At 68.2% G+C, this 25,106-nt stretch carries 16 protein-coding genes and 2 pseudogenes; 17 read left to right on the top strand and 1 reads right to left on the bottom strand.

Translation table 11 applies throughout. The annotated features are described in order from the left end of the window. The first annotated feature begins 86 nt into the window (after nucleotides 1-86). The 16 genes and pseudogenes from FQS62_RS02980 (at nucleotide 87) to pncB (ending at nucleotide 23,668) form a co-directional block, all read left to right on the top strand. A complete protein-coding gene (locus FQS62_RS02980; protein WP_208042846.1) occupies nucleotides 87-7,268 on the top strand; it encodes an ESPR-type extended signal peptide-containing protein in 7,182 nt (2,393 codons plus the stop codon). Between the two features lie 157 nt (nucleotides 7,269-7,425). Then, nucleotides 7,426-9,279 carry a S8 family peptidase gene (locus tag FQS62_RS02985; protein ID WP_057501350.1) on the top strand — a complete coding sequence of 618 codons (1,854 nt, stop codon included), beginning with the start codon at nucleotides 7,426-7,428 and terminating at the stop codon, nucleotides 9,277-9,279. A gap of 136 nt (nucleotides 9,280-9,415) precedes the next feature. Then, entirely contained in the window at nucleotides 9,416-11,140 is a 1,725-nt protein-coding gene (gspE, locus tag FQS62_RS02990; protein WP_049443602.1) for a type II secretion system ATPase GspE, read from the top strand. A gap of 24 nt (nucleotides 11,141-11,164) precedes the next feature. Further along, complete coding sequence (locus FQS62_RS02995; protein WP_057501351.1) at nucleotides 11,165-12,385, top strand: type II secretion system protein XpsF; 1,221 nt, start codon at nucleotides 11,165-11,167, stop codon at nucleotides 12,383-12,385. A gap of 49 nt (nucleotides 12,386-12,434) precedes the next feature. After that, a complete protein-coding gene (gene gspG, locus FQS62_RS03000; protein ID WP_004154150.1) occupies nucleotides 12,435-12,878 on the top strand; it encodes a type II secretion system major pseudopilin GspG in 444 nt (147 codons plus the stop codon). Nucleotides 12,879-12,884: 6 nt separating this feature from the next. After that, complete coding sequence (locus tag FQS62_RS03005) at nucleotides 12,885-13,379, top strand: type II secretion system protein XpsH (RefSeq protein ID WP_049443607.1); 495 nt, start codon at nucleotides 12,885-12,887, stop codon at nucleotides 13,377-13,379. Next, nucleotides 13,376-13,801: a type II secretion system protein XpsI gene (locus tag FQS62_RS03010; RefSeq protein ID WP_049443609.1), complete on the top strand. Its 426-nt coding sequence runs from the start codon at nucleotides 13,376-13,378 to the stop codon at nucleotides 13,799-13,801. The genes FQS62_RS03005 and FQS62_RS03010 overlap by 4 nt, the downstream gene beginning before the upstream one ends. Then, the gene (locus FQS62_RS03015) at nucleotides 13,798-14,430 is read left to right on the top strand and encodes a type II secretion system protein J (RefSeq protein WP_208042847.1); all 633 of its coding nucleotides are present in this window, start codon (nucleotides 13,798-13,800) and stop codon (nucleotides 14,428-14,430) included. Before FQS62_RS03010 ends, FQS62_RS03015 begins: the two co-directional genes overlap by 4 nt. After that, the gene (locus tag FQS62_RS03020; protein ID WP_208042848.1) at nucleotides 14,427-15,290 is read left to right on the top strand and encodes a type II secretion system minor pseudopilin; all 864 of its coding nucleotides are present in this window, start codon (nucleotides 14,427-14,429) and stop codon (nucleotides 15,288-15,290) included. The genes FQS62_RS03015 and FQS62_RS03020 overlap by 4 nt, the downstream gene beginning before the upstream one ends. Next, the gene (locus FQS62_RS03025; protein ID WP_208042849.1) at nucleotides 15,287-16,432 is read left to right on the top strand and encodes a PilN domain-containing protein; all 1,146 of its coding nucleotides are present in this window, start codon (nucleotides 15,287-15,289) and stop codon (nucleotides 16,430-16,432) included. Before FQS62_RS03020 ends, FQS62_RS03025 begins: the two co-directional genes overlap by 4 nt. After that, the gene (gene gspM / locus FQS62_RS03030; RefSeq protein WP_208042850.1) at nucleotides 16,407-17,120 is read left to right on the top strand and encodes a type II secretion system protein GspM; all 714 of its coding nucleotides are present in this window, start codon (nucleotides 16,407-16,409) and stop codon (nucleotides 17,118-17,120) included. Before FQS62_RS03025 ends, gspM begins: the two co-directional genes overlap by 26 nt. Beyond that, nucleotides 17,110-17,900, top strand: a pseudogene (locus tag FQS62_RS03035) (hypothetical protein). Before gspM ends, FQS62_RS03035 begins: the two are co-directional and overlap by 11 nt. Before the next feature lie 9 nt (nucleotides 17,901-17,909). Continuing rightward, a pseudogene (gene gspD, locus FQS62_RS03040) lies at nucleotides 17,910-20,108 on the top strand (type II secretion system secretin GspD); the annotation flags it as partial. 586 nt (nucleotides 20,109-20,694) lie between these two features. Continuing rightward, nucleotides 20,695-21,546 (top strand): glycosyltransferase family 2 protein, encoded by an 852-nt coding sequence (locus tag FQS62_RS03045; RefSeq protein WP_049444968.1) that lies wholly within the window; start codon nucleotides 20,695-20,697, stop codon nucleotides 21,544-21,546. Continuing rightward, nucleotides 21,543-22,382 carry a glycosyltransferase family 2 protein gene (locus tag FQS62_RS03050; RefSeq protein WP_208044025.1) on the top strand — a complete coding sequence of 280 codons (840 nt, stop codon included), beginning with the start codon at nucleotides 21,543-21,545 and terminating at the stop codon, nucleotides 22,380-22,382. The genes FQS62_RS03045 and FQS62_RS03050 overlap by 4 nt, the downstream gene beginning before the upstream one ends. A 107-nt stretch (nucleotides 22,383-22,489) precedes the next feature. Continuing rightward, nucleotides 22,490-23,668 carry a nicotinate phosphoribosyltransferase gene (gene pncB, locus FQS62_RS03055; protein WP_149908772.1) on the top strand — a complete coding sequence of 393 codons (1,179 nt, stop codon included), beginning with the start codon at nucleotides 22,490-22,492 and terminating at the stop codon, nucleotides 23,666-23,668. 25 nt (nucleotides 23,669-23,693) lie between these two features. Here the strand turns inward: pncB and FQS62_RS03060 are convergent, their stop codons facing one another. After that, nucleotides 23,694-24,059 (bottom strand): fimbrial protein, encoded by a 366-nt coding sequence (locus FQS62_RS03060; RefSeq protein WP_014645902.1) that lies wholly within the window; start codon nucleotides 24,057-24,059, stop codon nucleotides 23,694-23,696. Nucleotides 24,060-24,519: 460 nt separating this feature from the next. On the opposite strand from FQS62_RS03060, the gene FQS62_RS03065 reads away from it, so the two are divergent. Beyond that, a complete protein-coding gene (locus FQS62_RS03065) occupies nucleotides 24,520-25,059 on the top strand; it encodes a fimbrial protein (protein WP_049444976.1) in 540 nt (179 codons plus the stop codon). Nucleotides 25,060-25,106: the final 47 nt, after the last annotated feature.

Genomic DNA, 25,106 nt, shown 5'->3' on the forward strand with positions numbered 1-25,106 from the left:
AATAAACGCCCCCAGGGGACGTTGGGCCGGAAAGCCCAGCGGTGGCGTTGCTTTGCCCAAAACCAGTCCAATCAGGAGCCGTACCGATGAATCGGATTTATCGCAAGGTCTGGAACAAAGCATTGGGTCAGTTGGTGGTGGCCTCGGAACTGGCCTCCTCCGACAGCAGCAGCGGCGGGGTCGTCGACCGACGCCGCGATGCGACCCAGGCCGCGCCCGCACTGCTGGCGGTGGCACTGGGCCTGGCAGTGGGGGTGGGCATGAGCGGCACTGCCGCGGCACAGTCGGTGCAGATCGGTGGCAGCGCCACCTGCGTGGCCTTCAGCGGCAAGCTGCTCGAAAAGTGCCTGATCGAAGGCTCGGCCAGCGCCAAGGGCAGCAACGCGGTGGCGATCGGCAGCAACAGCAATGCCAGTGCCGCCAACAGCGTTGCGCTGGGCGCTGGTTCCAAGGCCACGCGGGCCAACACCGTGTCCGTGGGTGATGCCGGCAAGGAACGGCAGATCACCAACGTTGCTGCAGGCACCCAGGCCACCGATGCGGTGAACAAGTCACAGCTGGATGCGCAGGCGCGTGCTACCCAGGCCGCGCTGGCCGACGTTGCCGCCGATGGCAACCGCTATTTCAAGGCCGACGGCGCAGGCGATGACAGCGACGCGGCGAAGATCGACGGGCAGGGCGCGGTTGCGGCCGGTGCCGGCGCGCAGTCGCTGGCCAACGCCACCACTGCCATCGGTACCCAAGCCATTGCCGCGGGCCTGGGCGCCAGCGCGTTCGGCCAGGGCGCCTTGGCGATCGGCGATGCCAGTGTGGTGGTCGGGCAGAGCGCGGCCGCGTTCGGCCTCGGCGATACGGCCGTCGGTGCCAGTGCTTACGCCGCCAGCGAAAATGGCGCGGCCACCGCCCTCGGTGCGCTGTCCGAAGCCTCGGCCGATGGCGCCACTGCCGTGGGTGGCGGTGCGGTGGCGATGGGGCCGGGCAGCACCGCGCTCGGTCGTGGTGCTACCGCTGCCAACGAAGCATCGATTGCCGTGGGTGCCTTCAGCACCGCCGTCGGTGAATACAGCACCGCGCTGGGTTCGAATTCCGCTGCGGTCGCCACCGGCAGCGTGGCGCTGGGCGCGGGCTCGCTGGCCGACCGCGTCGATACCGTGTCCGTCGGTGCCGCCGAATACGGCCTGACCCGGCAGATCACCAGCGTGGCCGCAGGCACCGAAGACAACGATGCCGTCAATGTCGGTCAGCTGAAGGGCGTCGCCGCCGTGGCCGATGCCACCGCCAAGCGCTTCCAGGCCACCGGCAGCAGCAACAGCGATGCGGGTGCACTGGCCGAAGGTGACGATGCACTGGCGGCGGGCGAGGCCGCCAATGCCCTCGGCAACGGCACCACGGCCGTCGGTGCGGGCGCCACGGCCGTCGCGCAGAATGCGACCGCCGTGGGCAACAATGCGTTGGCCTCGGGGCAGAACAGTGCCGCGTTCGGCAACAACGCGCAGGCCAACGGTCCGGGCGGCGTTGCCGTGGGTGGCGCCGCGGTGGACGCCGACGGCAACCCGCTGATCACCAGTGGCGGCGTACCGGTGGAGACCGGTGCCACCAGCGCCGGCGTCGGTGGCACCGCGGTCGGCGCCAGTGCCGAAGCCAGCGGCTTTGCGGCATCGTCCTACGGCGTCGGCGCCTATGCTGCCGGCGCGCAGGCATCCGCATTCGGCGCGGTGGCCAATGCCATCGGTGACTACTCCACAGCGTTGGGTACGCAGAGCAATGCCACCGGCACCAGCAGCGTCGCCATCGGTGGCCCGGCCGACCTGATTCCCGGTCTGGGCTTCTTCGTGCAGACCCAGGCCAGCGGCGAAGCGGCGACCGCCGTCGGCGCCGGTGCCATCGCAAGCGGTGACCGCGCGGTGGCCAACGGCAGCCTGACCGAAGCCTCCGGTGCTGAAGCCACGGCCGTTGGCTACTTCGCTTACGCCCCGGGTGAGAATGCCAGCGCGCTGGGTGCGCAGACCTGGGCCAGCGGCGCGCAGAGCACGGCCGTGGGTTACTACGCCACCGCACGCGGCGCCAACAGCGTCGCGCTTGGCGCGAACTCCGAAGCGGTGCGTGCCAACAGCGTGGCTGTCGGCAGTGCAGGCAACGAGCGGCAGATCACCAGCGTTGCTGCGGGCAGCGAAGCCACCGATGCGGTGAACAAGGCCCAGCTCGATGCCGTGGCCAGCACCGCTGATGCCACCGCGCGTTTCTTCCAGGCACAGCCGGAGGCGGGCAGTGACGCTGGCGCACTGGCCGATGGCGAAGGCTCCATCGCTGTGGGCTCGTCGAGCAATGCGATCGGCGCCGGTGCCATCGCGCAGGGTGCAGCCGCGTCGGCCATCGGCGATGACAGCGTGGCCGTGGGCCGCAACAGCGCAGCCACCGGCAATGGCGGTGTCGCCATCGGTGGACTCGGCCAGGCCTACGACGAGTTCAACCAGCCGATCATCGGTGCTGACGGCACGGCGCAGCAGGTGGGTACCACCGCTGTTGCCGATGCCACGGCAGTGGGCAGTGGTGCGCAGGCCACCGGGGCTGCCAGCAGCGCCTTCGGCAACGCTGCCAAGGCCAGTGGTGACAACAGCTTCGCCGCAGGCGGCAAGTCGCGCGCCACCGGCAGCTATGCAGTCGCGGTCGGCGACAGCGCATTCGCCAGCAGCGATGACAGCACCGCAGTAGGCGGTTACAGCTGGGCGACTGCCAGTGGCGCCGCAGCATTCGGTTCGGGTGCATGGGCCACCGCCACCAACGCCGCGGCGTTCGGTAATGCGGCGTGGGCCAGTGGCAGCGGCGCCACGTCCATCGGTTACAACAGCTGGGCCAACGGCACCAGTTCCACGGCGGTCGGCCGCGGTGCCTTCGGCTATGGCGACAACAGCGTGGCACTGGGCTTCCAGGCGCTGGGCAACAGCATCAACAGCATCGCCATCGGCACCAATACGGTGGCCAGTGGTGAAAGCGCGATCGCGCTTGGCGCCGGCAGCAACGCCAGCGCCAGCAATGCTGTCGCGCTCGGTGCCGGCTCGGTCGCCAGCCGTGCACGCACGGTGTCGGTGGGCAGCAGCGGCAACGAACGGCAGGTCACCAACGTCGCCGCCGGTACCCAGGCCACCGACGCGGTGAACAAGGCGCAGTTGGATGCGGTTGCGTCTACCGCTGCCACCACCAGCCGCTTCTTCCAGGCCAGCGGTAATGGCGACAACGTAGCCGGTGCACTGGTGGAGGGTGACAACGCACTGGCGGCCGGTGATGCCGCCAACGCCATCGGCAATGGCGCCACCGCAGTGGGCAGCGGCGCCAACGCGCTGGCCAGCAATGCACAGGCGCTGGGTTTCAACGCATTGGCAACTGCGGCCAACGCCAGCGCTGTCGGTGCCAACGCACAGGCCACGGGCGAGTACGCAACTGCGCATGGTGCGGAAAGCGAAGCCAGCGGCGAGCAGAGCGCGGCGTTCGGTGCGGCCAGCATCGCCAGCGGTGCCGGTAGCACGGCCAATGGCGTGCTGTCCGAAGCGTCCGGCGAAGAAGCCGTGGCCGTGGGCTACTTCAGCAATGCCAGCGGCGACGCGGCCACCGCTGTCGGCAGCGAGAGCGTGGCCAGTGGTACGGCGTCGGCGGCCTTCGGTATCGGTGCCGAAGCCAGCGGCGGTTACAGCACCGCCATCGGTGGCTATGCACAGGCCTCGGCCTTCAATGCCACTGCGTTCGGCAACTTCGCCAATGCATCCGGTTCCAACAGTGTGGCAGTGGGCGGCGATTCGGAAGCCTCCGGCGCTTACAGCACCGCCACCGGTCAGGGCAGCCTGGCCACCGGCACCAACAGCGTCGCCGTCGGTGGTTCGTTGTTCGGCGTGCTGGCCACCGAGGCCTCGGGCAATTACTCCACTGCGGTGGGTGGTGGTGCCTGGTCGGGCGGCATCAACAGCACCGCGCTGGGCAATGCCGCCGAATCGCGCGGCGCCAACAGCGTGGCGCTGGGTGCCGATTCGATCGCCGATCGCGACAACACCGTGTCGGTAGGCGGTGGCGGCAACACCCGCCAGATCACCAACGTGGCCGATGGCACGCAGGGCAATGATGCGGTCAACAAGAACCAGCTCGACACCGTAGCCGCGGCAGCGGAAAAGACCAGCAGGCAGTTCCAGGCCAGTGGCAATGCCGACGGTGAAACCGGCGCGCTGGTGGAGGGTGACAACGCGTTGGCGGCCGGTGACGCGGCCAACGCGATCGGCAACGGTGCCACCGCACTCGGCAGCGGTGCCAATGCGCTGGCGGCCAACGCCACCGCCGTGGGCATCGATGCGCTGGCCACTGGCAGCAACGCGGCGGCCCTGGGCAGCACGGCACAGGCCACCGGCGAGGACAGCCTGGCCCTGGGCAGCGGTGCCAGCGCCAGCGAGGTTGGTGCAAGCGCGGTGGGTGCGCGTGCTCAGGCCAGTGGCGCCTACAGCACGGCCACGGGCACAGAAGCCAATGCCAGCGGCGGGCAGGCGCTCGCCAGCGGTTTCCGCAGCGCGGCTTCGGCTGATGGCACCACCGCAGTGGGTGGCTACGCCGAAGCCAGCGGCCGCCTCGGCACCGCATTGGGCTACGGCTCGGCAGCCAGCGGTGCCAACACCACTGCAGTCGGCTTCGGTGCCGCTGCGGCCGGTACCGGTGCCGTTGCAGTGGGGCAGTCCAGCGAGGCCAGTGGCGCTGAAAGCGTGGCCATCGGCGGCAGCACCTTCTTCGGCCTGATTCCCTCGCGTGCCAGCGGAACCGGTGCGGCGGCCTTCGGTGCCGGTGCCTGGGCTACCGAAGACTACGCGACCGCGATTGGCTGGAATTCGTGGGCGGCAGGCAGCAGCGCCACCGCGCTGGGTGCCAACGCCACCGCCAATGGCAGCAACAGCGTTGCGCTCGGCGCAGGCTCCAAGGCCGACCGTGACAACACCGTCGCCGTCGGCAAGGCCGGCGGTGAGCGCCAGGTGACGCACGTCGCGGCCGGCACCGAAGCCACCGATGCGGTGAACAAGGGCCAATTGGATGCGGTCGCCGGCGTCGCCGACAAGACCAGCCGGCAGTTCCAGGCCAGCGGCAACGCCGATGGCGAAGCCGGTGCACTGGTCGACGGCGACAATGCGCTGGCAGCCGGCAATGCGGCCAACGCCATCGGCAACGGCGCCACCGCGCTGGGCAGCGGTGCCAATGCCATGGCCGCCAACGCCACCGCCGTGGGCTTCGATGCGCTGGCTACCGGCAACAACGCGGCGGCGCTGGGCACCAACGCACAGGCCAGTGGTGTCGACAGCGTGGCCGTGGGCAGTGGTGCCAGCGCCAGCGAACTCGGTTCCAGTGCCACCGGTGCCGGCGCACAGGCCAAGGGCGCCTACAGCACCGCCAGCGGTGCGCAGGCCATCGCCAGCGGCACGCAGTCACAGGCCAATGGCTTCCGCGCCAATGCTTCGGCCGACGGCGCGTCGGCCATCGGCAGCTATGCCGACGCCAGCGGCCGTCTGGGTACCGCCGTTGGCTACGGCAGCAAGGCCACCGGCGCCAATGCGACCGCGGTGGGCGTCAGCGCCAACGCCAGCGCGGCCGGTAGCGTAGCGCTGGGTGCAGGCTCGGTCGCCGATCGTGCCAATACCGTGTCGGTCGGTAGTGCCAGCAGTGATCGCCAGATCACGCGTGTCGCTGCCGGTACCGAGCGCTCCGATGCGGTCAACCGGGGCCAGCTCGATGCGGTCGCTGCTACCGCCGATGGCACGGCGCGCTACGTGAAGGCCACCGGCGCGGGTACCGCCAGCGCCAGCGGCAACGATGCCGCCGCAATCGGTTCGGCGGCCACTGCCAGCGGCGCACGCAGCAATGCGCTGGGTGCCAATGCGATGGCCATCGGCAACGGTGCCCTTGCACTGGGCACCAGCGCCGGCGCATCCGGCGCGAACTCGGTGGCGCTGGGTGCTGGTTCCCGTGCGCTCGATGCCAACGTGGTGTCGGTGGGCGGTGGCAATGGCACCGATGGTCCGGCCACGCGCCGCATCGTCAATGTGGCCGATGGCCGCATCGCCGCCGGCAGCAGCGATGCCATCACCGGTTCGCAGCTCAACGTCACCAACCAGCGGGTGGGTGCGGTGGAAACCCGCGTGGGCGATTTTGATTCTCGTATCGCCACCGTTGAAACCACTGCGGCCAGCGCAGTCGGCTATGACGACGCCAGCCGCGATCGCCTGACCCTGTCCGGGTTCCAGGGCACCACCATCGACAACGTTGGTGCCGGCAGCATCGCCGCGGGCAGTCGCCAGGCGATCAACGGCGGCCAGCTGTTCCAGTCGCTCAGCGATGCCGCCAGCTTCCTTGGTGGTGGCGCCAGCGTCGGCATGCAGGGCGTGTTCGTGGCGCCGAACTATGTGATCCAGGGCGCCACCTACAGCAACGTCGGCGATGCGCTGGGCGCGCTGGACCGCAAGGTCAGCGAGATCGACCGCCGCACCGCCGGTGGCTCGCGTGCGGGGACTGCCAACCTGCGCGCGATGAGTGCCTCGCTGGATGAGAGCCCGCTGGCCAGCACCGCTGATGCACCTGCAACGGCCGACGCGGCACCGGCCAGCACCGCGCGGGTGCAGGGCACGCCGACCGCTGCCGCCGCCGGTGCCGGGATTCCGGTTGGTACTCCCGCGACGGGCTTCAATGCCGTCGCCATGGGCGAGGGCGCCGTCGCCAGTGGCGCTTCATCCACGGCCATCGGCCAGGGGGCCAATGCCACCGCTGCGAACGCGGTGGCGCTGGGCCAGGGTTCTGTCGCCGATCGTGCCAACACGGTCTCGGTGGGCAGTGAAGGCAACGAGCGCCAGGTCACCAACGTGGCGGCCGGTACCACGGCCACCGATGCGGTGAACAAGGGCCAGCTCGACCGTGGCATGGCCACCGCCAACAGCTACACCGACAGTCGCGTCCAGGCCGTCGCCGACAGCTTCGATGTGTTCAAGGGCGAGATCGACGGACGCCTGCGCCACATGGACCGCCGCATCGACCGCCAGGGCGCGATGAGTGCCGCGATGCTCAACATGGCCACCAGTGCCGCCGGTATCCGCACCCAGAACCGGGTCGGCGTCGGCATCGGTTTCCAGGGCGGCGAGTCGGCGTTGTCGTTGGGCTACCAGCGTGCGATCAGCGATCGCGCCACGGTCACCCTCGGCGGTGCCTTCAGCAGCGACGACAGCTCGGTTGGCGTCGGTGCCGGCTTCGGCTGGTAAGCCACTCCATTGCGCCGGCGGCCACCCACGCCGGCGCCAAACCTGCAATGAGGGCCTGGGGGGAGGTCACGGCAATCCCGGCTGGGCCGGCCGGGAGTCGTCAAGGAATGATGGCCGCAGTGTTGGTTCGATCCATGACCCAGAAGAGGAATTCGACGTGATCAAGAAGCAGAACCTTCGCATCAATGTGCTTGCCGCCGCCGTGCTGTCGATGACGGCTGTCGGTGCCGTCCACGCTGCTGGACTGCCGACCCGTGAGCCGGTGCGCCAGGCCAGTACCGCCCAACCGGGGGCCGAGCGCATCATCGTCAAGTACCGTGCCGGCGCTGCTGCCGCCACCGACCGCTCGGCGAAGCTGTCCACCGTGCAGTCCGCACTGACCCGTGCCAGCCTCTCCGGCGGCACCTCCCGCGCCAGTACCCTCGGCCCGCAGGTGGTGCGCAAGCTGTCGACCGGTGCGGACCTCATCCGTGTGCAGGGGCGCCTGGCCCCGGCCGAGCTGCAGCGCGTACTGAAGGAGCTGAAGGCCGACCCGTCGGTGCAGTACGCCGAGGCCGATGTGAAGCTGCGCCGTACCGAGCTGCGTGCCGGTGACGTGCAGCCGGCGCTGGCGCCGAATGATCCCTACTACCAGCAGTACCAGTGGCACCTGCACAACGCCACCGGCGGCATCAACGCACCGTCGGCGTGGGATGTATCGCAGGGCGAAGGCGTGGTGGTGGCGGTACTCGACACCGGTATCCTGCCGCAGCACCCGGACCTGGTCGGCAACCTGCTGGAAGGCTACGACTTCATCAGCGATGCCGAGACGTCGCGCCGTGCCACCAACGATCGCGTGCCGGGCGCGCAGGATTATGGCGACTGGGTCGAGAACGACAACGAGTGCTACACCGGCTCCGTCGCCGAGGACAGCTCCTGGCACGGTACCCATGTGGCCGGTACCGTGGCCGAGCAGACCAACAACGGCGTCGGCATGGCCGGTGTCGCGCACAAGGCCAAGGTGCTGCCGGTCCGCGTGCTCGGCAAGTGCGGTGGCTACCTTTCCGATATCGCCGACGCCATCACCTGGGCGTCTGGCGGCACGGTGGCCGGCGTACCCGCCAATACCAACCCGGCCGAGGTCATCAACATGAGCCTCGGCGGCAGCGGCAGCTGCGACGGGACCTACCAGGATGCGATCAACGGCGCGATCTCGCGGGGCACCACCGTGGTCGTGGCCGCAGGCAACGAGACCGACAACGCCTCCAAGTACCGCCCAGCCAGTTGCGACGGCGTGGTGACCGTCGGCGCCACCCGCATCACCGGCGGGATCACCTACTACTCGAACTACGGCACCCGTGTGGACCTGTCCGGTCCGGGCGGTGGCGGCAGTGTGGACGGCAATCCGGGCGGCTACGTCTGGCAGTCCGGCTCCGATGCGGCCACCACCCCGGAGTCGGGCAGCTACAGCTACATGGGCATGGGCGGCACGTCGATGGCCTCGCCGCACGTGGCTGCTGTTGCTGCACTGGTGCAGAGCGCGCTGATCGCCAAGGGCAAGGATCCGCTGGCCCCGGCCGCGATGCGCACCCTGCTGAAGGAGACCGCGCGTCCGTTCCCGGTCGCCATTCCGGCAGCCACCCCGATCGGTACCGGTATTCTCGATGCCAAGGCCGCGCTGGCCAAGGCACTGGAAGAACCGTGCACCGAGAACTGCGGGCCGGTGGCCACGCCGCTGACCAACAAGGCTGCCGTCGGTGGCCTGAATGGTGCTGCCGCCAGCAGCCGCCTGTACAGCTTCGAAGCCGTCGCCGGCAAGCAGCTCAGCGTGATCACCTACGGTGGCACCGGCAACGTGTCGGTCTACATCGCCCAGGGACGCGAGCCGAGCGCCAGCGACAACGACGGCAAGTCGACCCGTCCTGGCACGTCCGAAACGGTGCGGGTGAACAAGCCGGTGGCCGGCACCTACTACATCAAGGTGGTGGGCGAGGCGGCCTACAACGGCGTGAGCATCCTTGCCACGCAGTAAGCACGCACTGTCGTAGTTGAATGGCCGAAGCCCGTCACCGCATGTGACGGGCTTCGTCTTTTTACGAAAGGTGGCGGAGAGGCGGCGTAAATCATGGCTTAACTGCTAAAGTCGAGCCGATTGACAGGAGAGTCATGTGAACGCGCTTGCTGCTACCGCCGCTGCCGACGACGCTGAAGGCCGCATCCTGGATGCGCTGCTGGCGCGCGGCCGGCTGAAGGAAGGCGATCTGGCACGTGCGCGTCCGCTGCACGCAGAGGCCGGCGGCAGCCTGCTGGGCCTGCTGGTGCGGCTGGGACTGGTTTCCGAACGTGACCAGGCGCAGGCCAGCGCCGAGGTGCTGGGCCTGCCGCTGCTGGAAGGCAAGCAGTTGCCCGAGGCACCACCGCAGGGCCTGGCGGAGGGAGTGCCGCTGTCGCTGCGCTTCCTCAAGCAGTTCCATGTCTGCCCGCTGGCGCTGGATGAACAGGGCGTACGGCTGTGGCTGGCCGATGCCCACGATCCTTACCCGCAACAGGCCGTGCAGCTGGCACTGGGTGTACCGGTGACGCCGGTGCTGGGCATGCGCGCGGAGATCGACGATCTGGTCGAGCGCTGGTTCGGCCAAGGCCGCAGCGCGATGGGCGCGATCGTCGAAACCGCCGACGGCGAAGGCGGCGCGGTCGATGACATCGAACACCTGCGCGACCTGGCTTCGGAAGCGCCGGTGATCCGCCTGGTCAACCTGGTGATCCAGCGTGCGGTGGAGCTGCGTGCCTCGGACATCCATGTCGAACCGTTCGAGAGCCGGCTGAAGGTGCGCTACCGCGTCGACGGTGTGCTGGTGGAGGGTGAAAGCCCGCCGGCCAACCTCACCGCTGCGGTGATCAGCCGCATCAAGATCATGGCCCGGCTCAACATCGCCGAGCGCCGCCTGCCGCAGGATGGCCGCATCATGCTGCGGGTGCAGGGCAAGGAGCTGGATCTGCGCGTGAGCACGGTGCCGACCGCGCATGGCGAAAGCGTGGTGATGCGTCTGCTCGACCGTGAAACGGTGGTGTTCGATTTCCATCGCCTCGGTTTCACCGACGCGTTCCTGCCGCAGTTCCGCAAGGTGCTGGAACAGCCGCACGGCATCCTGCTGGTGACCGGCCCGACCGGCTCGGGCAAGACCACCACGCTGTACACCGCGCTCAGCCAGCTCAACACTGCCGACGTCAAGATCATCACCGTTGAAGACCCGGTTGAATACCAGATCGAGGGCATCAACCAGATCCAGGCCAAGCCGCAGATCGGGCTGGACTTCGCCAACGCCCTGCGCAGCATCGTGCGCCAGGATCCGGACATCATCATGATCGGCGAAATGCGCGATCTGGAAACCGCGCGCATCGCGATCCAGTCGGCGTTGACCGGCCATCTGGTGCTGTCCACCCTGCACACCAACAATGCGGCTGGCGGCATCACCCGCCTGCTCGACATGGGCGTGGAGGACTACCTGCTCACGTCAACCATCAACGGGATCCTGGCCCAGCGCCTGGTGCGCCGGCTGGAACCGACCCACGCCGAGCGCTACGAAGCCTCGCCGGAAGAGATTGAACGCTTCGAGCTGCGCCGCCTGCAGCCGCAGGGGCCGATCCATCTGTTCCGCCCCAAGCCCTCGGCGCTGGCGCCGACCGGCTATCTGGGGCGTACCACCATCATGGAATTCCTGGTGATGAACGATGCGCTGCGGCGTGCGGTGATGCGCCGCGACGGCATGGGCGAGATCGAACGCATCGCCCGCGAAGCCGGCATGCGCACCATGTACGAGGATGGCCTGTCCAAAGCACTGAGCGGGCAGACCACCATCGAGGAAGTGCTGCGCGTGACCGAGGAAAGCTGATGCGCGCAGGATCCCGGGGCTGATATGCCGACTTACCGCTACAAGGCGCTCAATCCGCACGGCGAGATCTTCGACGGTCAGATGGAAGCGGCCAGCGAGGCCGAGCTGGTGGCGCGCCTGCAGGACCAGGGCCATCTGCCGATGGAGACGCAGCTGGCTGATGGCGGCGCGATCGGTGGCAGCAGCTGGCGCAACCTGCTGCGCCAGCGCCCGCTGCAGGGCGCCGCGCTGCTGCAGTTCACCCAGCAGCTGGCAACCCTGCTCGGGGCCGGCCAGCCACTGGATCGTGCGCTGTCGATCCTGCTCGGCCTGCCGGAAGACGAACGCTCGCGCCGCGCGATCACCGATATCCGCGATGTGGTGCGCGGTGGTGCACCGCTGTCGACCGCGCTGGAACGCCAGCACGGCCTGTTCTCGCGCCTGTACGTGAACATGGTGCGTGCCGGCGAAGCCGGCGGCAGCCTGCACGAGACCCTGCAGCGCCTGGCCGACTATCTCGAACGGAGCCGCGCGCTGCAGGGCAAGGTGATCAACGCGCTGGTCTATCCAGCCATCCTGCTGGTGGTGGTGGGCGGTGCGCTGCTGTTCCTGCTCGGCTACGTGGTGCCGCAGTTCGCGCAGATGTACGAGAGCCTGGATGTGGCGCTGCCGTGGTTCACCAACGCGGTGCTGCAGCTGGGTCTGTTCGTGCGCGACTGGTGGGTGCTGCTGCTGGTGGTGCCGGCGGTGCTGGTGCTGTTCCTTGAACGCAAGGCGCGGCAACCGGCCTTCCGGCTGGCGCTGGACGGCTGGTTGCTGCAGCGGCGCGGCATCGGCCGCCTGCTGGGTGAACTGGAAACCGCGCGATTGGCCCGCACGTTGGGCACCCTGCTGCGCAATGGCGTGCCGCTGCTGGGTGCCCTGGGCATCGCCCGCAACGTGCTGGGCAACCGCGCGCTGGCCGCCGATGTGGAAGCCGCCGCAGACGAAGTGAAGAACGGTGCCGGCCTGTCGCTGGCGCTGTCACGCGGCAAGCGTTTCCCTCGCCTGGCGCTGCAGATGATCCAGGTTGGCGAGGAATCCGGCGCCCTCGATACCATGCTGCTGAAGGCCGCCGACACGTTTGAACAGGACAGCGCCCGCCGCATTGATCGTCTGCTGGCGGCAATGGTGCCGGCGATCACCCTGGTGCTCGCCTCGGTGGTGGGCGCGGTGATCGTGGCCGTGCTGGTACCGCTGTACGACCTGACCAATGCCATCGGTTGACGATGGATCCCTACGCAACCCCGAAACTCCGCAACTGAAAGGACCGACCATGATTGCTTCCCGTCGACCGATCCGCCTTTCCTTCACCGCCGCGCGCAACCAGTCGGGCATGAGCCTGCTGGAAATCATCATCGTCATCGTACTGATCGGCGCGGTGCTGACCCTGGTGGCCAGCCGCGTTCTGGGCGGTGCCGACCGCGGCAAGGCCAACATCGCCAAGGCGCAGGTGCAGACCGTCGCCTCCAAGATCGACAACTATCAGATCGACACCGGCAAGCTGCCGGGTTCGCTGAACGACCTGGTGACCGCACCGGCCGGTGTCGGCGGCTGGCTGGGCCCGTATGCCAAGCCGGCCGATCTGAACGACCCGTGGGGCCACGCGCTGGAATACCGCGCGCCGGGCGAGGGGCAGCCGTACGAGCTGGTCAGCCTGGGCAAGGACGGCAAGGCCGGCGGCAGCAGCGTCGATGCCGACATCCGTTACCAGCCGTAAACCTGCATGACCCATTTCCTGCCGCGCCGGCTGCCACGCCCGCGCCTGCACGGCAGGCGTGCGGCGGGCCTGTCGCTGCTGGAAATGCTGCTGGTGATCGCGCTGATCGCGGCGATCGGCCTGATCACTGCTGCAGGGCTGTCGCGCGGGTTCGCCGGCATGCAGCTGCGCAGCGCCGGCAAGGACATCGCCAACCAGCTGCGCATGGTGCGCGCGCAGGCGATCGCCCGTGGCGAGCCGCAGCGTTTTGTCATCGAGCCGGCAAAGCGGCGCTGGGAAGGCGCCAACCAGCGCCACGGTGACGTGCCGGCACAGCTGCAGGTGCAGTTCGAAGGCGCCGCGCAGCTGGCCACCGCGCCGGGGCAGGGCGTGATCGAGTTTCACCCCGATGGTGGCTCCAGCGGTGGCCGCATCCGGCTGCAGCGTGACGACGCCGAATGGCGCATCGATGTTGGCTGGTTGACCGGCGAGGTCCGCTCCGGCCCCTGGCGGTCGCAATGAAGCGGCGCGCCCGCGGCTTCACCCTGCTGGAAGTGATCATCGCCTTCGCCCTGCTCGGGTTGGCGCTGACCCTGCTGCTGGGAAGTCTCTCAGGTGGCGCGAAACAGGTGCGCGAGGCCGAGCTGCGCACGCGTGCGGTGCTGCATGCGCAGTCGCTGCTGGCCGAGGCCGGGGTTGCCTCGCCACTGCAGGTCGGCAGTCAGCAGGGTGACTGGGAACAAGGCCGCTACCACTGGCAGCTGCAGGTGCAGCCGTGGGTGGAGCCACGCGCCGGCAACGTGGCGCAGGCGCAATCTCAATCACCGGGTGCCCCCTGGTTGGCCGAGCTGCAGCTGCAGGTGCGGTGGGGCGACAGTGAGCGTGAGCAGCTGCGCTGGCGCAGCCTGCGCCTGTTGCCGCCGGACCTGGAGAGCGCGCGATGAAACGCCGCGCCGCGGGTTTCACTCTGGTTGAAGTGATGCTGGCCACGGTGCTGCTGGCCGGTGGCCTGGCGTTGGCGTTCGCCAGCGTTCGCTCGGCGATGGCGGTCAGCCAGCGCGGCGAGCAGATCGCTGCCGAGAGTGAACGCATGCGCGCAGTGGAGGCGTTGCTGCGTCGGCAGTTGGCAGGCGCGCTACGTACGCCGCTCGAAGCGCCTGATCCCACCCGCGAGCCGATCTTCTTCCAGGGTGAAGAGAATCGCATGCTGTTCGCCGCGGATCTGCCGGGTTATCTCGGTCGGGGAGGATCGTACCTGCATGCACTGCAGGTTGATGGCCGCAATGGTCAGCAACGTCTGTTGCTGGATCTGGTGCTGCTGCAGGAAGGCGAGCGCATCGCGGAGAATCCACCACGTCCGCCGGAAGTGCTGTTGGAGAACCTGAAGTCGGTGCAGCTGCGCTATCGCGGCATCGATGCCAGCACCGGCCAGGTGACCGACTGGATGCCGCGTTGGGACGATACCCGTCGCCTGCCGATACTGGTGGAGATCCAGATCGTGCCAGCCAAGGGCGCGCCCTGGCCCACGCTGGTGGTGGCGCCGCGCGCCGGTGGCAGCGGAGGTGCACGGTGATCCGGACACGTGGCGCGGCACTGGTGCTGGTGCTGTGGCTGATCGCGTTGATGACCGCACTGGTCGGCGCCTTCGCGCTGAGTGCGCGTGTCGAGCACCTGCAGCAGCGGGTGCTGGATGACGATGCGCGTGGCCAGGAGCGTGCACGGGCGGGTCTGGAGTACGCATTGACGCGGCTGTCCGCCGATCCGCAGCGGGCGCCCTGGCGCGCCGATGGCCGTACCTATCGATGGCAGTTCGATGACGCCAGCATCGAGATCAAGGTGCTGGACGAGAACGGCAAGATCAACCTGAACCTGGCCGACGTGACCCTGTTGACCGCCTTCCTCAAGGCGCTGGGCGAAGACGAAGGGGCTGCGCGGCAGTTGGCCGGTGCCATCGTCGACTGGCGTGACGAGGACAGCCTGCTGCAGCCGGGAGGGGGCGCCGAGGCGCCTGACTACGCGGCGGCCGGGTTGCCGTACGGCCCGCGCAACAAGCGTTTCGAGACCCTTGGCGAGCTGCAGCGGGTGCTCGGCATGCGTGGGCCGCTGTATCAGAAGATGCTGCCGCACCTTACCCTGTACAGCCGCCAGGCGCGGCCGGATCCGCAGTTCGCCAGTGCCGTGGTGTTGACCGCATTGGGCCTGGACGCCGATACCGTGCTGGCCCAGCGTGCCCAGCAGGAGCGTGATGCCGATTCCGCTGCCGGTGCGTCAACCCTTGCCAGCAGCAGTGGCACCTATAGTATCGAGTCCCGTGCCACCGACGGCAGTGGACGCCGGTCGGTGTTGCAGGCGGTGGTACGCAATGGCTCGGGCGGGGTTCCCGGGCGGTCCTACACAGTGCTTCGCTGGGAGCAGGGAATGACAGCAAGATGACGGCTTGGCAGGACAGTCTGCGGCAGGTGCAGGGCCGGATCGGCCCCGGCGTCGGCCGCTTCCTGCGCTGGTGGCGGCAATCGCTGCTGGCCTGGGTGCCGGCTCGTTGGCAATGGGCGCTGGGCTGGGCACAGGCACGCCTGCTGCTGCAGTGCGAGGGCGAGCAGTTGCAGGTCTGGCGTGAGGCGGGCGAGCGTCGCGAGCCGGTGGCGCGCCTGCCGTGGCCGCTGTCGCCGGTTGAACTGGACCGGGTGCTGGAGGCGCGCCTGCGCAGCCTGCCGCGGGTGTGGCTGCTGCCGGCCAGCGATGTACTGCGTCGTCAGCTGCGGTTGCCTGCGGCGGCGGCCGACCGCCTGCGCGCGGTGGTCGGCTTCGAGATCGATCGGCAGACGCCGTTCGAATCCAGCCAGGTCAGTTATGACGTGCGTGAACTCGGTGTGGCCGGCGAAGGCCAGCTGCAGGTCGAACTGGTGGCTTGGCCTCTGCGCCAGCTGGAGGCCTGGCGCAACGACGTGGGCCAATGGGCCGACGCGCTGGCCGGTGTCGATGCGATTGATGCACAGGGCACCACGCTGCAGGTGAACCTGCTGCCGCCCGCACAGCGCCAGGTGCGGACCGATCCGATGCGGCGCTGGAACCTGCTGCTGGCGGTGGCCGCGGTGGTGATGCTGGTGCTGGCCGGCCTGCAGCTGCTCGACAACCGTCGCGCGGCGGCCGAAGAACTGCGCGCGCAGGTGGAGCGCAGTGCGCGCAGTGCACGCGGCGTGGCCAGCGAACGAGCGCAGCTGCAGGCGCTGATCGACGGTGCGGCGTTCCTGGAAAAGCAGCGCAGCCAGCGCGCAGGTACGGTGGAGATCTGGACCGAACTGACCCGCCGCCTGCCGGAAGGTACCTATCTGGAAAAGCTGGCCATCGAGAGCAACAACCTGCAGTTGATCGGGCTCAGCCGCGAGGCGTCGCAGCTGGTACAGCTGCTGCAGGACGCGCCGCAGTGGCGCAAGGTCAATCTGACCGGTGTGCTGCAGGCCGATGGTGCCGCCAGTGGCCGCGACCGCTTCACCATGACCGCTGAGCTGCAGCCGTTGCCGGCAGCGGCCCCGACCCGGGAGGCGGCCGATGCCGATGCCAAGCGCACGCCGTGACCGCTGGCTGGCGTTGGCGCTGCTGCTGGCAGTGCTGGGCCTGGCCTACCTGCTGCTGGTGCACCCCTGGTTCACCCAGCCGCTGCGCGAGATCGATGCCGATGTCGCGGCGCTGCGCGAGCGCGAGTCGCGCGTACAGTCGCAGCTGCAACAGCAGCCGCAGATCGAACAGCGCCTGCGAGCCACACGCGAAGCCCTGCAGCAACGGCCGGGATTCCTGCGCGAGGCCACCGCCGAAGCCGCCGCCGCCGCACTGGGTGCCAAGCTGCAGGATGCGGTGGCGATGGCCAGCCCGGGCAACCGCAGTTGCACCATCAGCAACCGCACGCCGCTCACCGACAACCGGCGCGACGCCGAGTTCGTGCGCGTTGCCATGCAGGTACGCCTGCGCTGTGGCGTGGCCGAACTGGCCACCGTGCTGCACAGCCTGGAAACCGGCAGCCCGCGTTTGTTCGTCGACAACCTCAACCTGATCGCACAGCGCTTCCAGCAGTCGCCGAATGAATCCGGGCTCGGCCTGGACGTGTCGTTCGAACTGGCCGGTTACCTGCTGCCCGGTGCCGCTGTCGATGGCGCTGCCCCGGCACCTGCCGCCGAGCCGGGCGCGGCGCCGCAACCGCCATCGACCGCACCAACACCCGCACCGGCTGCGCCGGAAGAAGGGCAGGAGGTGGCCGATGAAGCTTGAGCAGATCAGCCTGCGTACCGGCTTCCTGCTGGCTCTGGCCGGCTGGGCGGCGGCGGTCTGGCTGGCCACCGGCTTTGGTCTGGGCAGTCGGTTGCCGGGTGCCGACAGCGATGCCGATGCGGCGCCCTCGCTGCCGGCTCTGCCGCCACTGGCTGCCGAGCGCATGGCCAGCGCCGACAGTTACAGCGCCATCGGCGAACGACCGCTGTTCGCCGAGGACCGCAGGCCGAAGCCCTACCTGCTCGGCGGCAGCGAGCCCGCCGCCAGCGCCGCGCTGCGCCTGACCGGCGTGCTGCTGACCGGCGACTTCGGCATGGCCACCTTCACCACCGAACAGAACCGTTCGCTGCGCCTGCGCCTCAATGGCGACGCCGTGGATGGCTGGCAGCTGGTGGGGCTGGCGCCACGCCAGGCCACGGTGATCGGCCCCGGTGGCAACCAGGTGCTGGAACTGGCCGTATTCAATGGGCAGGGCGGCGAGCCGCCGACCGTGCTGCGCGGCGCCAACGGTGCGCCGCCGGCAGGTGCCATCGTTGTGCCGCCCCGGCAGGCGCTCCGCCGGCACCGCCGGCGGCGGCTGCAACCCCATCGCCGTCGCCTGCTGGCAGTGCGCCAGCGCCTTCGGCTGCGGCGGCCGCCACACCGCCTGCCAACAACAACGGCCCCAGCGAAGCGCAGATGCAGGCCATCCGCGAACGCATCCAGGCCCGTCGCCGCCAGCTGCAGCAACAACAGCAGCAACAACCGTCGCCGCCCCCGGGCGATGGCACCAACCGATAGAGTGAATGCATGAGCCTGCGTTTTCTTCCCTGGTCCTTTGCCCTCGCGCTGCTGGTCGGCTGCAGCACCGTGTCCGCGCCGCATGTGCAGCGCAAGGGCAACCTGACATCCACCACCGATGCCGGACAGGCAGCGGAGGTGGCCGCCGATGCCGCCCGCGACGCACAAGGTGCGCCACAGGCGGTGATCCGTCGTGGCACCGGCACCATGATCAACCGCGAGGCAGCCCGCTCGCCGGCACCGGCACTGCATGGCGCCAGTACCGGTGAAGCGACCTTCAACTTCGAAGGCGAGTCGGTGCACGCGGTGGTCAAGGCGATTCTCGGTGACATGCTGGGCCAGAACTACGTGATCGCACCGGGGGTGCAGGGTACGGTCACGCTGGCAACGCCCAAGCCGGTGTCGCCGGCGCAGGCGTTGAACCTGTTGGAAATGGTGCTGGGCTGGAACAACGCACGCATGGTCTACAGCGGTGGCCGCTACAACATCGTCGCCGCCGACCAGGCGCTGGCCGGCACGGTTGCGCCGAGCACGGCGCCGGCCGCCAGCGCGCGCGGTTTCGAAGTACGTGTGATCCCGCTGCAGTTCATCTCCGCCACCGAGATGAAGAAGGTGCTGGAGCCGTATGCGCGGCCCAACGCCATCGTCAACGTCGACAGTGGCCGCAACGTGATCACCCTGGGCGGTACCCGCGCCGAGCTGGAAAACTACATGCGCACCGTCGAGATCTTCGACGTTGACTGGCTGTCGGGCATGTCGGTGGGTGTGTTCCCGATCCAGTCCGGCAAGGCCGAGCAGGTCGCCGCCGACCTGGAGAAAGTATTCGGCGAGGAGAGCAAGACGCCTAGCGCCGGCATGTTCCGCTTCCTGCCGTTGGAAAACGCCAATGCGGTGCTGGTGATCACCCCGCAGGTGCGCTACCTGGACCAGATCCAGCAGTGGCTGGACCGCATTGATACGGCCGGTGGTAGTGCCCGCCTGTTCTCCTACGAACTGCGCTACATCAAGGCGCGCGACCTGGCCGAGCGCCTCAGTGAAGCGTTCGCCAGCAGCGGCAACCGCGGTGGCTCCAGCGCTGCATCGCTGGCACCGGGCGCGATGCCATCGCAGCTGGGCAGTGATGGCGACCGTGGCATGGACAGCAACAACAGCAGCAGCTTCGGTTCGACCCCGGGCAGCAGCGCCAGTGGTGGCGGCAATGGCAGCATGAACCTGCCGCAGCGCCAGTCCGGCAACGTCAGTGTCAGCCTGGAAGTGGAAGGCGACCGCGTGGGCGTGTCGGCGGTGGAGGAAACCAACACCCTGCTGGTGCGTTCGACCCCGCAGGCCTGGCGCTCGATCCGCGAAGTGATCGAGAAGCTGGACGTGATGCCGCTGCAGGTACATATCGAAGCGCAGGTGGCCGAAGTTTCGCTGGATGGCGACCTGAAGTACGGCGTGAACTGGTTCTTCGACAATGCCGTGGCCGGGCGTGCGCTGACGGGAGCATTGGGCGGCGTGACCCTGCCGGCAGCAGCGGGTGGCTCCTGGAGCAGCTTCGCCGGTGCCGCGACCGGTGGCGAAGGCCTGGGCTGGGCGTTCACCGGCCACAACGGCGCAGCGGTGGTGAGCGCGCTGGACAAGGTCACCGATGTGCGCCTGCTGCAGACCCCTTCGGTGTTCGTGCGCAACAATGCCGAGGCCACGCTCAACGTGGGCGACAAGGTGCCGATCAACACGACTACGGTGAACACCGGCATCGGCACCAGCAGCTACAGCTCGGTGCAGTACATCGACACCGGCGTGATCCTGAAGGTGCGCCCGCGCGTGACGCGCGACGGCACGGTGTTCCTCGACATCGTGCAGGAAGTGAGCAGCGCCTCGAACGTGCCCGACAACTGTAATCCGACCGAGCGCAACTGCAACCCGCGGATTTCCACCAAGAAGCTGTCGACCGAAGCGGCGGTGCAGAGCGGCGACACCATCATGCTGGCCGGCCTGATCACCGATTCGGGCACCGATGGCAGCAGCGGCATTCCCGGGTTGAGCCGGATTCCGGTGGTGGGCGCGCTGTTCGGGCAGAAGAGCCGCACCAGCCGCCGTTCCGAAGTGATCGTGCTGCTGACCCCGAGCATCGTGCGCAACAGCCAGGAAGCGCGCAATCTGACCGACGAGTACAGCCAGCGCTTCCGCGCGATGGAGCCGCTGAACCAGCCGCGCGCAAAAAAAGTAAGGGGTTTTCGGCCGGGCTGCGCCCGGCACCCGCAGAGGCCAGAGCCGGAGCCAGAGCAACGGCAACAGCGGGTTTACTGAGGGATGGCGGGGCACTGTGGGTTTGCGGGGACGCCGTAAATACGTCCATGTAGGCTTGGTCGCCGCATCCATGCGGCTCACACCCCGCAAACCCACAGTGCCCCGCCTTCGACAGTTTCCTGCTGCTGTTGGTAGGTGTCGACCTTGGTCGACACGATCCACGCCATGCGTGGATGACTCTCCATCGAAATCGAATATTTCGATATATGTGAGATCTGAGCCGAGCATGGCTCGGCTCTACAGAAGAGCAGGCAGGTCGCGGAAATCTGTCGAAGGCGGGGTGGGTCCGGTTGCGGGGGCGTGAGCCGCATGGATGCGGCGACCGAGCTTACATGGACGTACTTGCAGCGTCCCCCGCAACCGGACCCACCCCGCCAACCCCCAGGAACCCAGCTTTTGCTTCGGCTGTTGCTGTTGCCCTGGCCTGAGGCGGGTGCCGGGTGCAACCCGGCCGATACCCTCCCAGTGCTAGGCTGTGGCTACCGACAACCACGGAGGCGGGATGGGGGCGATCGTGTTGTTGCCGCTGTGCGTGGACGATGCCGCGCTCGACCGCTGCCTGGCCGCACTGGATGCGGGCACCGCGCCGGGCACCGCGGTCTGGCTGGCCGACGATGCGCAGACCGGGCCGCGCGCGCAGGCGGTGGTGGAACACTGGTTGGCACAAACGCCATTGCAGGCTGAGTACACCCGGCGTGCACGGCCGCTGGGTGAAGTCGCCCACCTGGACGAGATGCTGCGGGCCTGCGATGGCATGGACGTGGCGGTGCTGGCACCGGACAGCGTGCCCGCCCCGGGCTGGCTGCAGCAGCTGCAGGACGCCTTCGCCCGCGATGCCGCCATCGCGACCGCAACCCCGTGGTGCAACGCCGGCGAAACCGCTGCGTGGCCCCGGCTGGGCGAGATCAATCCCGAACCGGACGATGCCGCGCTGCTGGCGCAGACCTGTGCGGGCCTGCCAACGCTGCACCCGGAGCTGCCGTCGGCAGTCACCCACGCGGTGCTGGTGCGGGGCAACGCGCGACGACGTGCCGGGGGCCTGGACGTGGACAGCTACGGCGGTTGGAACGCGGCACTGGTGGACCTGAGCCTGCGCATGGCTGGCCTGGGATGGCGCAACGTGTTGTGCGAGACCGCCTTCGTCAGCCGGGCAGGGGAGGCGATCAGCCGTGATGGCGATCTCGAAGCCCTGGCCGCACGCTGGCCGGGCTGGGTGCCGCGGTTGGCTGACTTCCTCATGCACGATCCGCTGCATGGCCTGCGTGCCGACCTGCAGCAGCGCATGCGGCAGGCGATAATGCCGAAGGAACAGGGGGACCTGTTCGTCCCGTCTGCGCCGGAGCCTCCCGTTTGAATGCTGCCATTGCCGCCATCGTCGTCACCTACCAGAGCGGCAGCACCATTGATGCCTGTCTCTCGCGTCTGCGCCAGGCGCAGGATGTGGCCGAGATCCGGGTGATCGACAATGGCTCGATGGATGGCACGCTGGATATCGTGCAGCGCCATGCCAGCCATGATCCGCGCGTGCGTTTCGTCGGCAATCCGGACAACCCCGGCTTCGCCGCCGCCAACAACCAGGGCGTGGCCGATTCGCACAGCCCATGGCTGGCCTTCATCAACCCGGACCTGATGGTCGAGCCGGACACCCTGGCTGAACTGCGCTCCCGTGCCGAAGCGCTGGGCGACTGCCTGCTGGGCGTCGAACAGGTGGACGAGCATGGCCATGCCGACGAGGCGGTGCGTCGCCGTGATCCGGATTTCCTGTTGATGCTGCGTTCGCCCGGCAAGGGCTCGAAGCTGGCGGTGCCGCGTGATCCCCACCAGGCGCTGCAGCGGGTGCCGGCCCTGTCCGGTGCGCTGCTCATGATGCCGCGTGCACTGTTCGACCGCATCGGCGGCTGGGACGCGGGCTACCGCCTGCACGCCGAGGACCTGGACCTGTGCCGCCGCGCACGCGAGGCCGGCGCGGTGGTGGCGATCGCCAACGATCTGCATGTCACCCATGTACGGGGCGTCTCCAGCCGCTCGCGGCCGTTCTTCGTCGAATGGCACAAGCACCGGGGCCTGTGGCGCTACTTCCAGAAGTTCGAGGCCGCGCAACGTTCGCTGCCGGTGCGGGCTGCGGTGTGGGGCGCGATCTGGGCGCACGCCCTGATGCTGATGCCGCGCCTGCTGCGCAGGTCGTTGTAGAGCCGAGCCCACGCTCGGCTCAGGCAACACTCCAGCCGAGCGTGGGCTCGGCTCTACGGAAGGCGGGCGCGCCCACGGTTCACTCCGCCGGGCGCATAATCCGCCCCATGCCTATCATCCAGTCCCTGCTCGACACCGACCTGTACAAGTTCACCATGATGCAGGCGGTGCTCCACCAGCACCCCGGCGCCCAGGTGCAGTACCGGTTCAAGTGCCGCACGCCCGGCATCGACCTGGCTCGTTACATCGACCAGATCGACGAAGAAATCGACCACCTGTGCAGCCTGCGTTTCAGCGACGCGGAGCTGGACTACATGCGTGGCCTGCGTTTCGTGAAACCGGACTTCGCTGATTTCCTCGGCCTGTTCCACCTCGACCGCAAGTACATCCAGCTGCGCGCGTCGAAGACCGTGCCCGGCGAGATCGAACTGGACATCACCGGCCCGTGGCTGCACACCATCCTGTTCGAAGTGCCGCTGCTGGCGATCATCAACGAAGTCTGGTTCCGCAACACCACCACGGCCGACTTTGCCGAGGGCGAGCGTCGCCTGCAGGCCAAGGCCGCGCTGCTGCGTGATACCCCGGGCTTCGAGCAGTGCCGCATCGCCGACTATGGCAGCCGCCGCCGGTACTCGCGCGACTGGCACGCCCGGCTGCTGCCGCTGCTGCGCGATGCGCTCGGCCCGCAGCTGGTCGGTACCAGCAACGTGCACTTCGCCCGCCTGTACGGCATGACCCCGCACGGCACCATGGCGCATGAGTATCTGCAGGCGTTCCAGGCACTGGGCCCGCGCCTGCGCGATTCGCAGGTGGCGGCACTGGAATCGTGGGCGCGCGAGTATCGCGGCGATCTGGGTATCGCGCTGTCCGACGTGGTCGGCCTGGATGCGTTCCTGCGCGACTTCGATATGTACTTCTGCAAGCTGTTCGACGGTGTCCGCCACGACTCGGGCGATCCCTTCGACTGGGGCGACCGCATGCTGGCGCACTTCCAGCAGCGTCGGGTGGATGCGCGCAGCAAGGTGCTGGTGTTCAGCGATGGGCTCGACATCGCCAAGGTGATGCGCCTGTACGACTACTTCCGGGGTCGCTGCCAGGTCGCGTTCGGCGTCGGCACCCACCTGACCAATGATCTGGGGCCAACGCCGCTCAACATCGTCATCAAGATGGTGCGCTGCAACGGTCAGCCGGTGGCCAAGCTCAGCGATTCGCCGGGCAAGAGCATGTGCGACGACCCCGGCTACCTGGCCTACCTGCGCCAGGTCTTCGAGCTGCCGCCGGCGTAAACACGTCGGCTTGCAGCACGCCGGCTTACAGGTAGTCGACCACCACCAGGTAGGCGCCCTGCAGCGGCTGCTGCTTCGAGGCCTGCACGCTGTAGCGCTCGGAGAAGGCGATATCGCCGGCGCGCATCGCGCTGGCTGACACCGACAGCTTCTGGCCCTGGCGCTTGCCGTCGCGCAGCGTCGCGGCCTGGCCATCGGCCAGCGCCGTCACCGCCACCGTCGAGCCCTTGGCCGAGGGCGGGCAGGCGGCCAGGCTCAGCTCACCCTGGGACAGGTTCGTCGTGCAGCCCGGCTCGGCGATGCGGCCGCTGAAACGGATGCTGCCGCTGCTGGCCTGGGCCAGCGCACTGACGGACATCAGGGCCACGCACAGCAGAATGGAGTTCCTCATGACACGTTCTCTGGTTCGGTGTGTCCTAGTTAGCGACAGGTTCGATCCGCCTTTAATAGGACGATTTCGAATCTGCTAGGGCCGTCACCAACAAAGAGTGATGCGCATCAAATAAGGTGATTTCCACCTTAAAAAGGCCTGTTCCGCGCATGCCGAACGCGTCACCAAGAGCGTCATGCAAGGTCGCTTGTGACCTGATCCCGGCCACCGTCAAATCCTCTGCGCGCCGCGCGATCTTATTTCGCTTACCACGTCACATTTAAGGCGTCAATGAATTGGCGTTCAGAAAAATAATGAGACTTTCATCACAGTTGTGCATATACTTGCGTCACGGATTCAGGGGAAGGTATGTCCGAGTCCGGCCACAGGTGAGACGCAAGGATGGGTCTTGATAGCCCCGGCAGTGCTCCTTGCTTCCTCCTCTACTTCTCATCTCTTCAGTAGGGTTAGGTAAAAGCGAATGCACAAGATCAATATCATCGCCGCTCTGATGCTGGCCGCCGCTCCGCTGGCCGCAAACGCCGCCGACGGCACCATCACCTTCAACGGCAAGGTGACCGACAAGACCTGCACCATCTCGACCCCGGGCGGCAAGGACTTCTCCGTCAACCTGCCGACCGTGTCCAAGAACACCCTGGCCACCGCAGGTTCGGTTGCCGGCCGTACCCCGTTCGCCATCAACCTGACCAAGTGCAGCGCCGGCAACGTCGCGACCTACTTCGAGCCGGGTTCGACCGTTGACTTCAACACCGGCCGCCTGCTGAACCAGGCTTCGGCCAACGCTGCCACCAACGTGCAGCTGCAGCTGCTGGGTTCGAACAACCAGGTCCTGCCGATCAAGGCTGCTGGCGCTGGCCTGGCCCAGACCAACTCGCAGTGGGTCACCGTCGGCACCGACGGCTCGGCCGACCTGAACTACTACGCTGAGTACTACGCCACTGCCGCCGCCACCCCGGGCGACGTCACCAGCAGCGTCAAGTACACGATCATCTACAACTGATCGTAGCCGTACCCGCACTGGCCGGCGTACGCGCCGGCCAGTGCTCC

The organism is Stenotrophomonas sp. SBJS02, from assembly GCF_020428325.2.
Classification (GTDB): domain Bacteria; phylum Pseudomonadota; class Gammaproteobacteria; order Xanthomonadales; family Xanthomonadaceae; genus Stenotrophomonas; species Stenotrophomonas africana.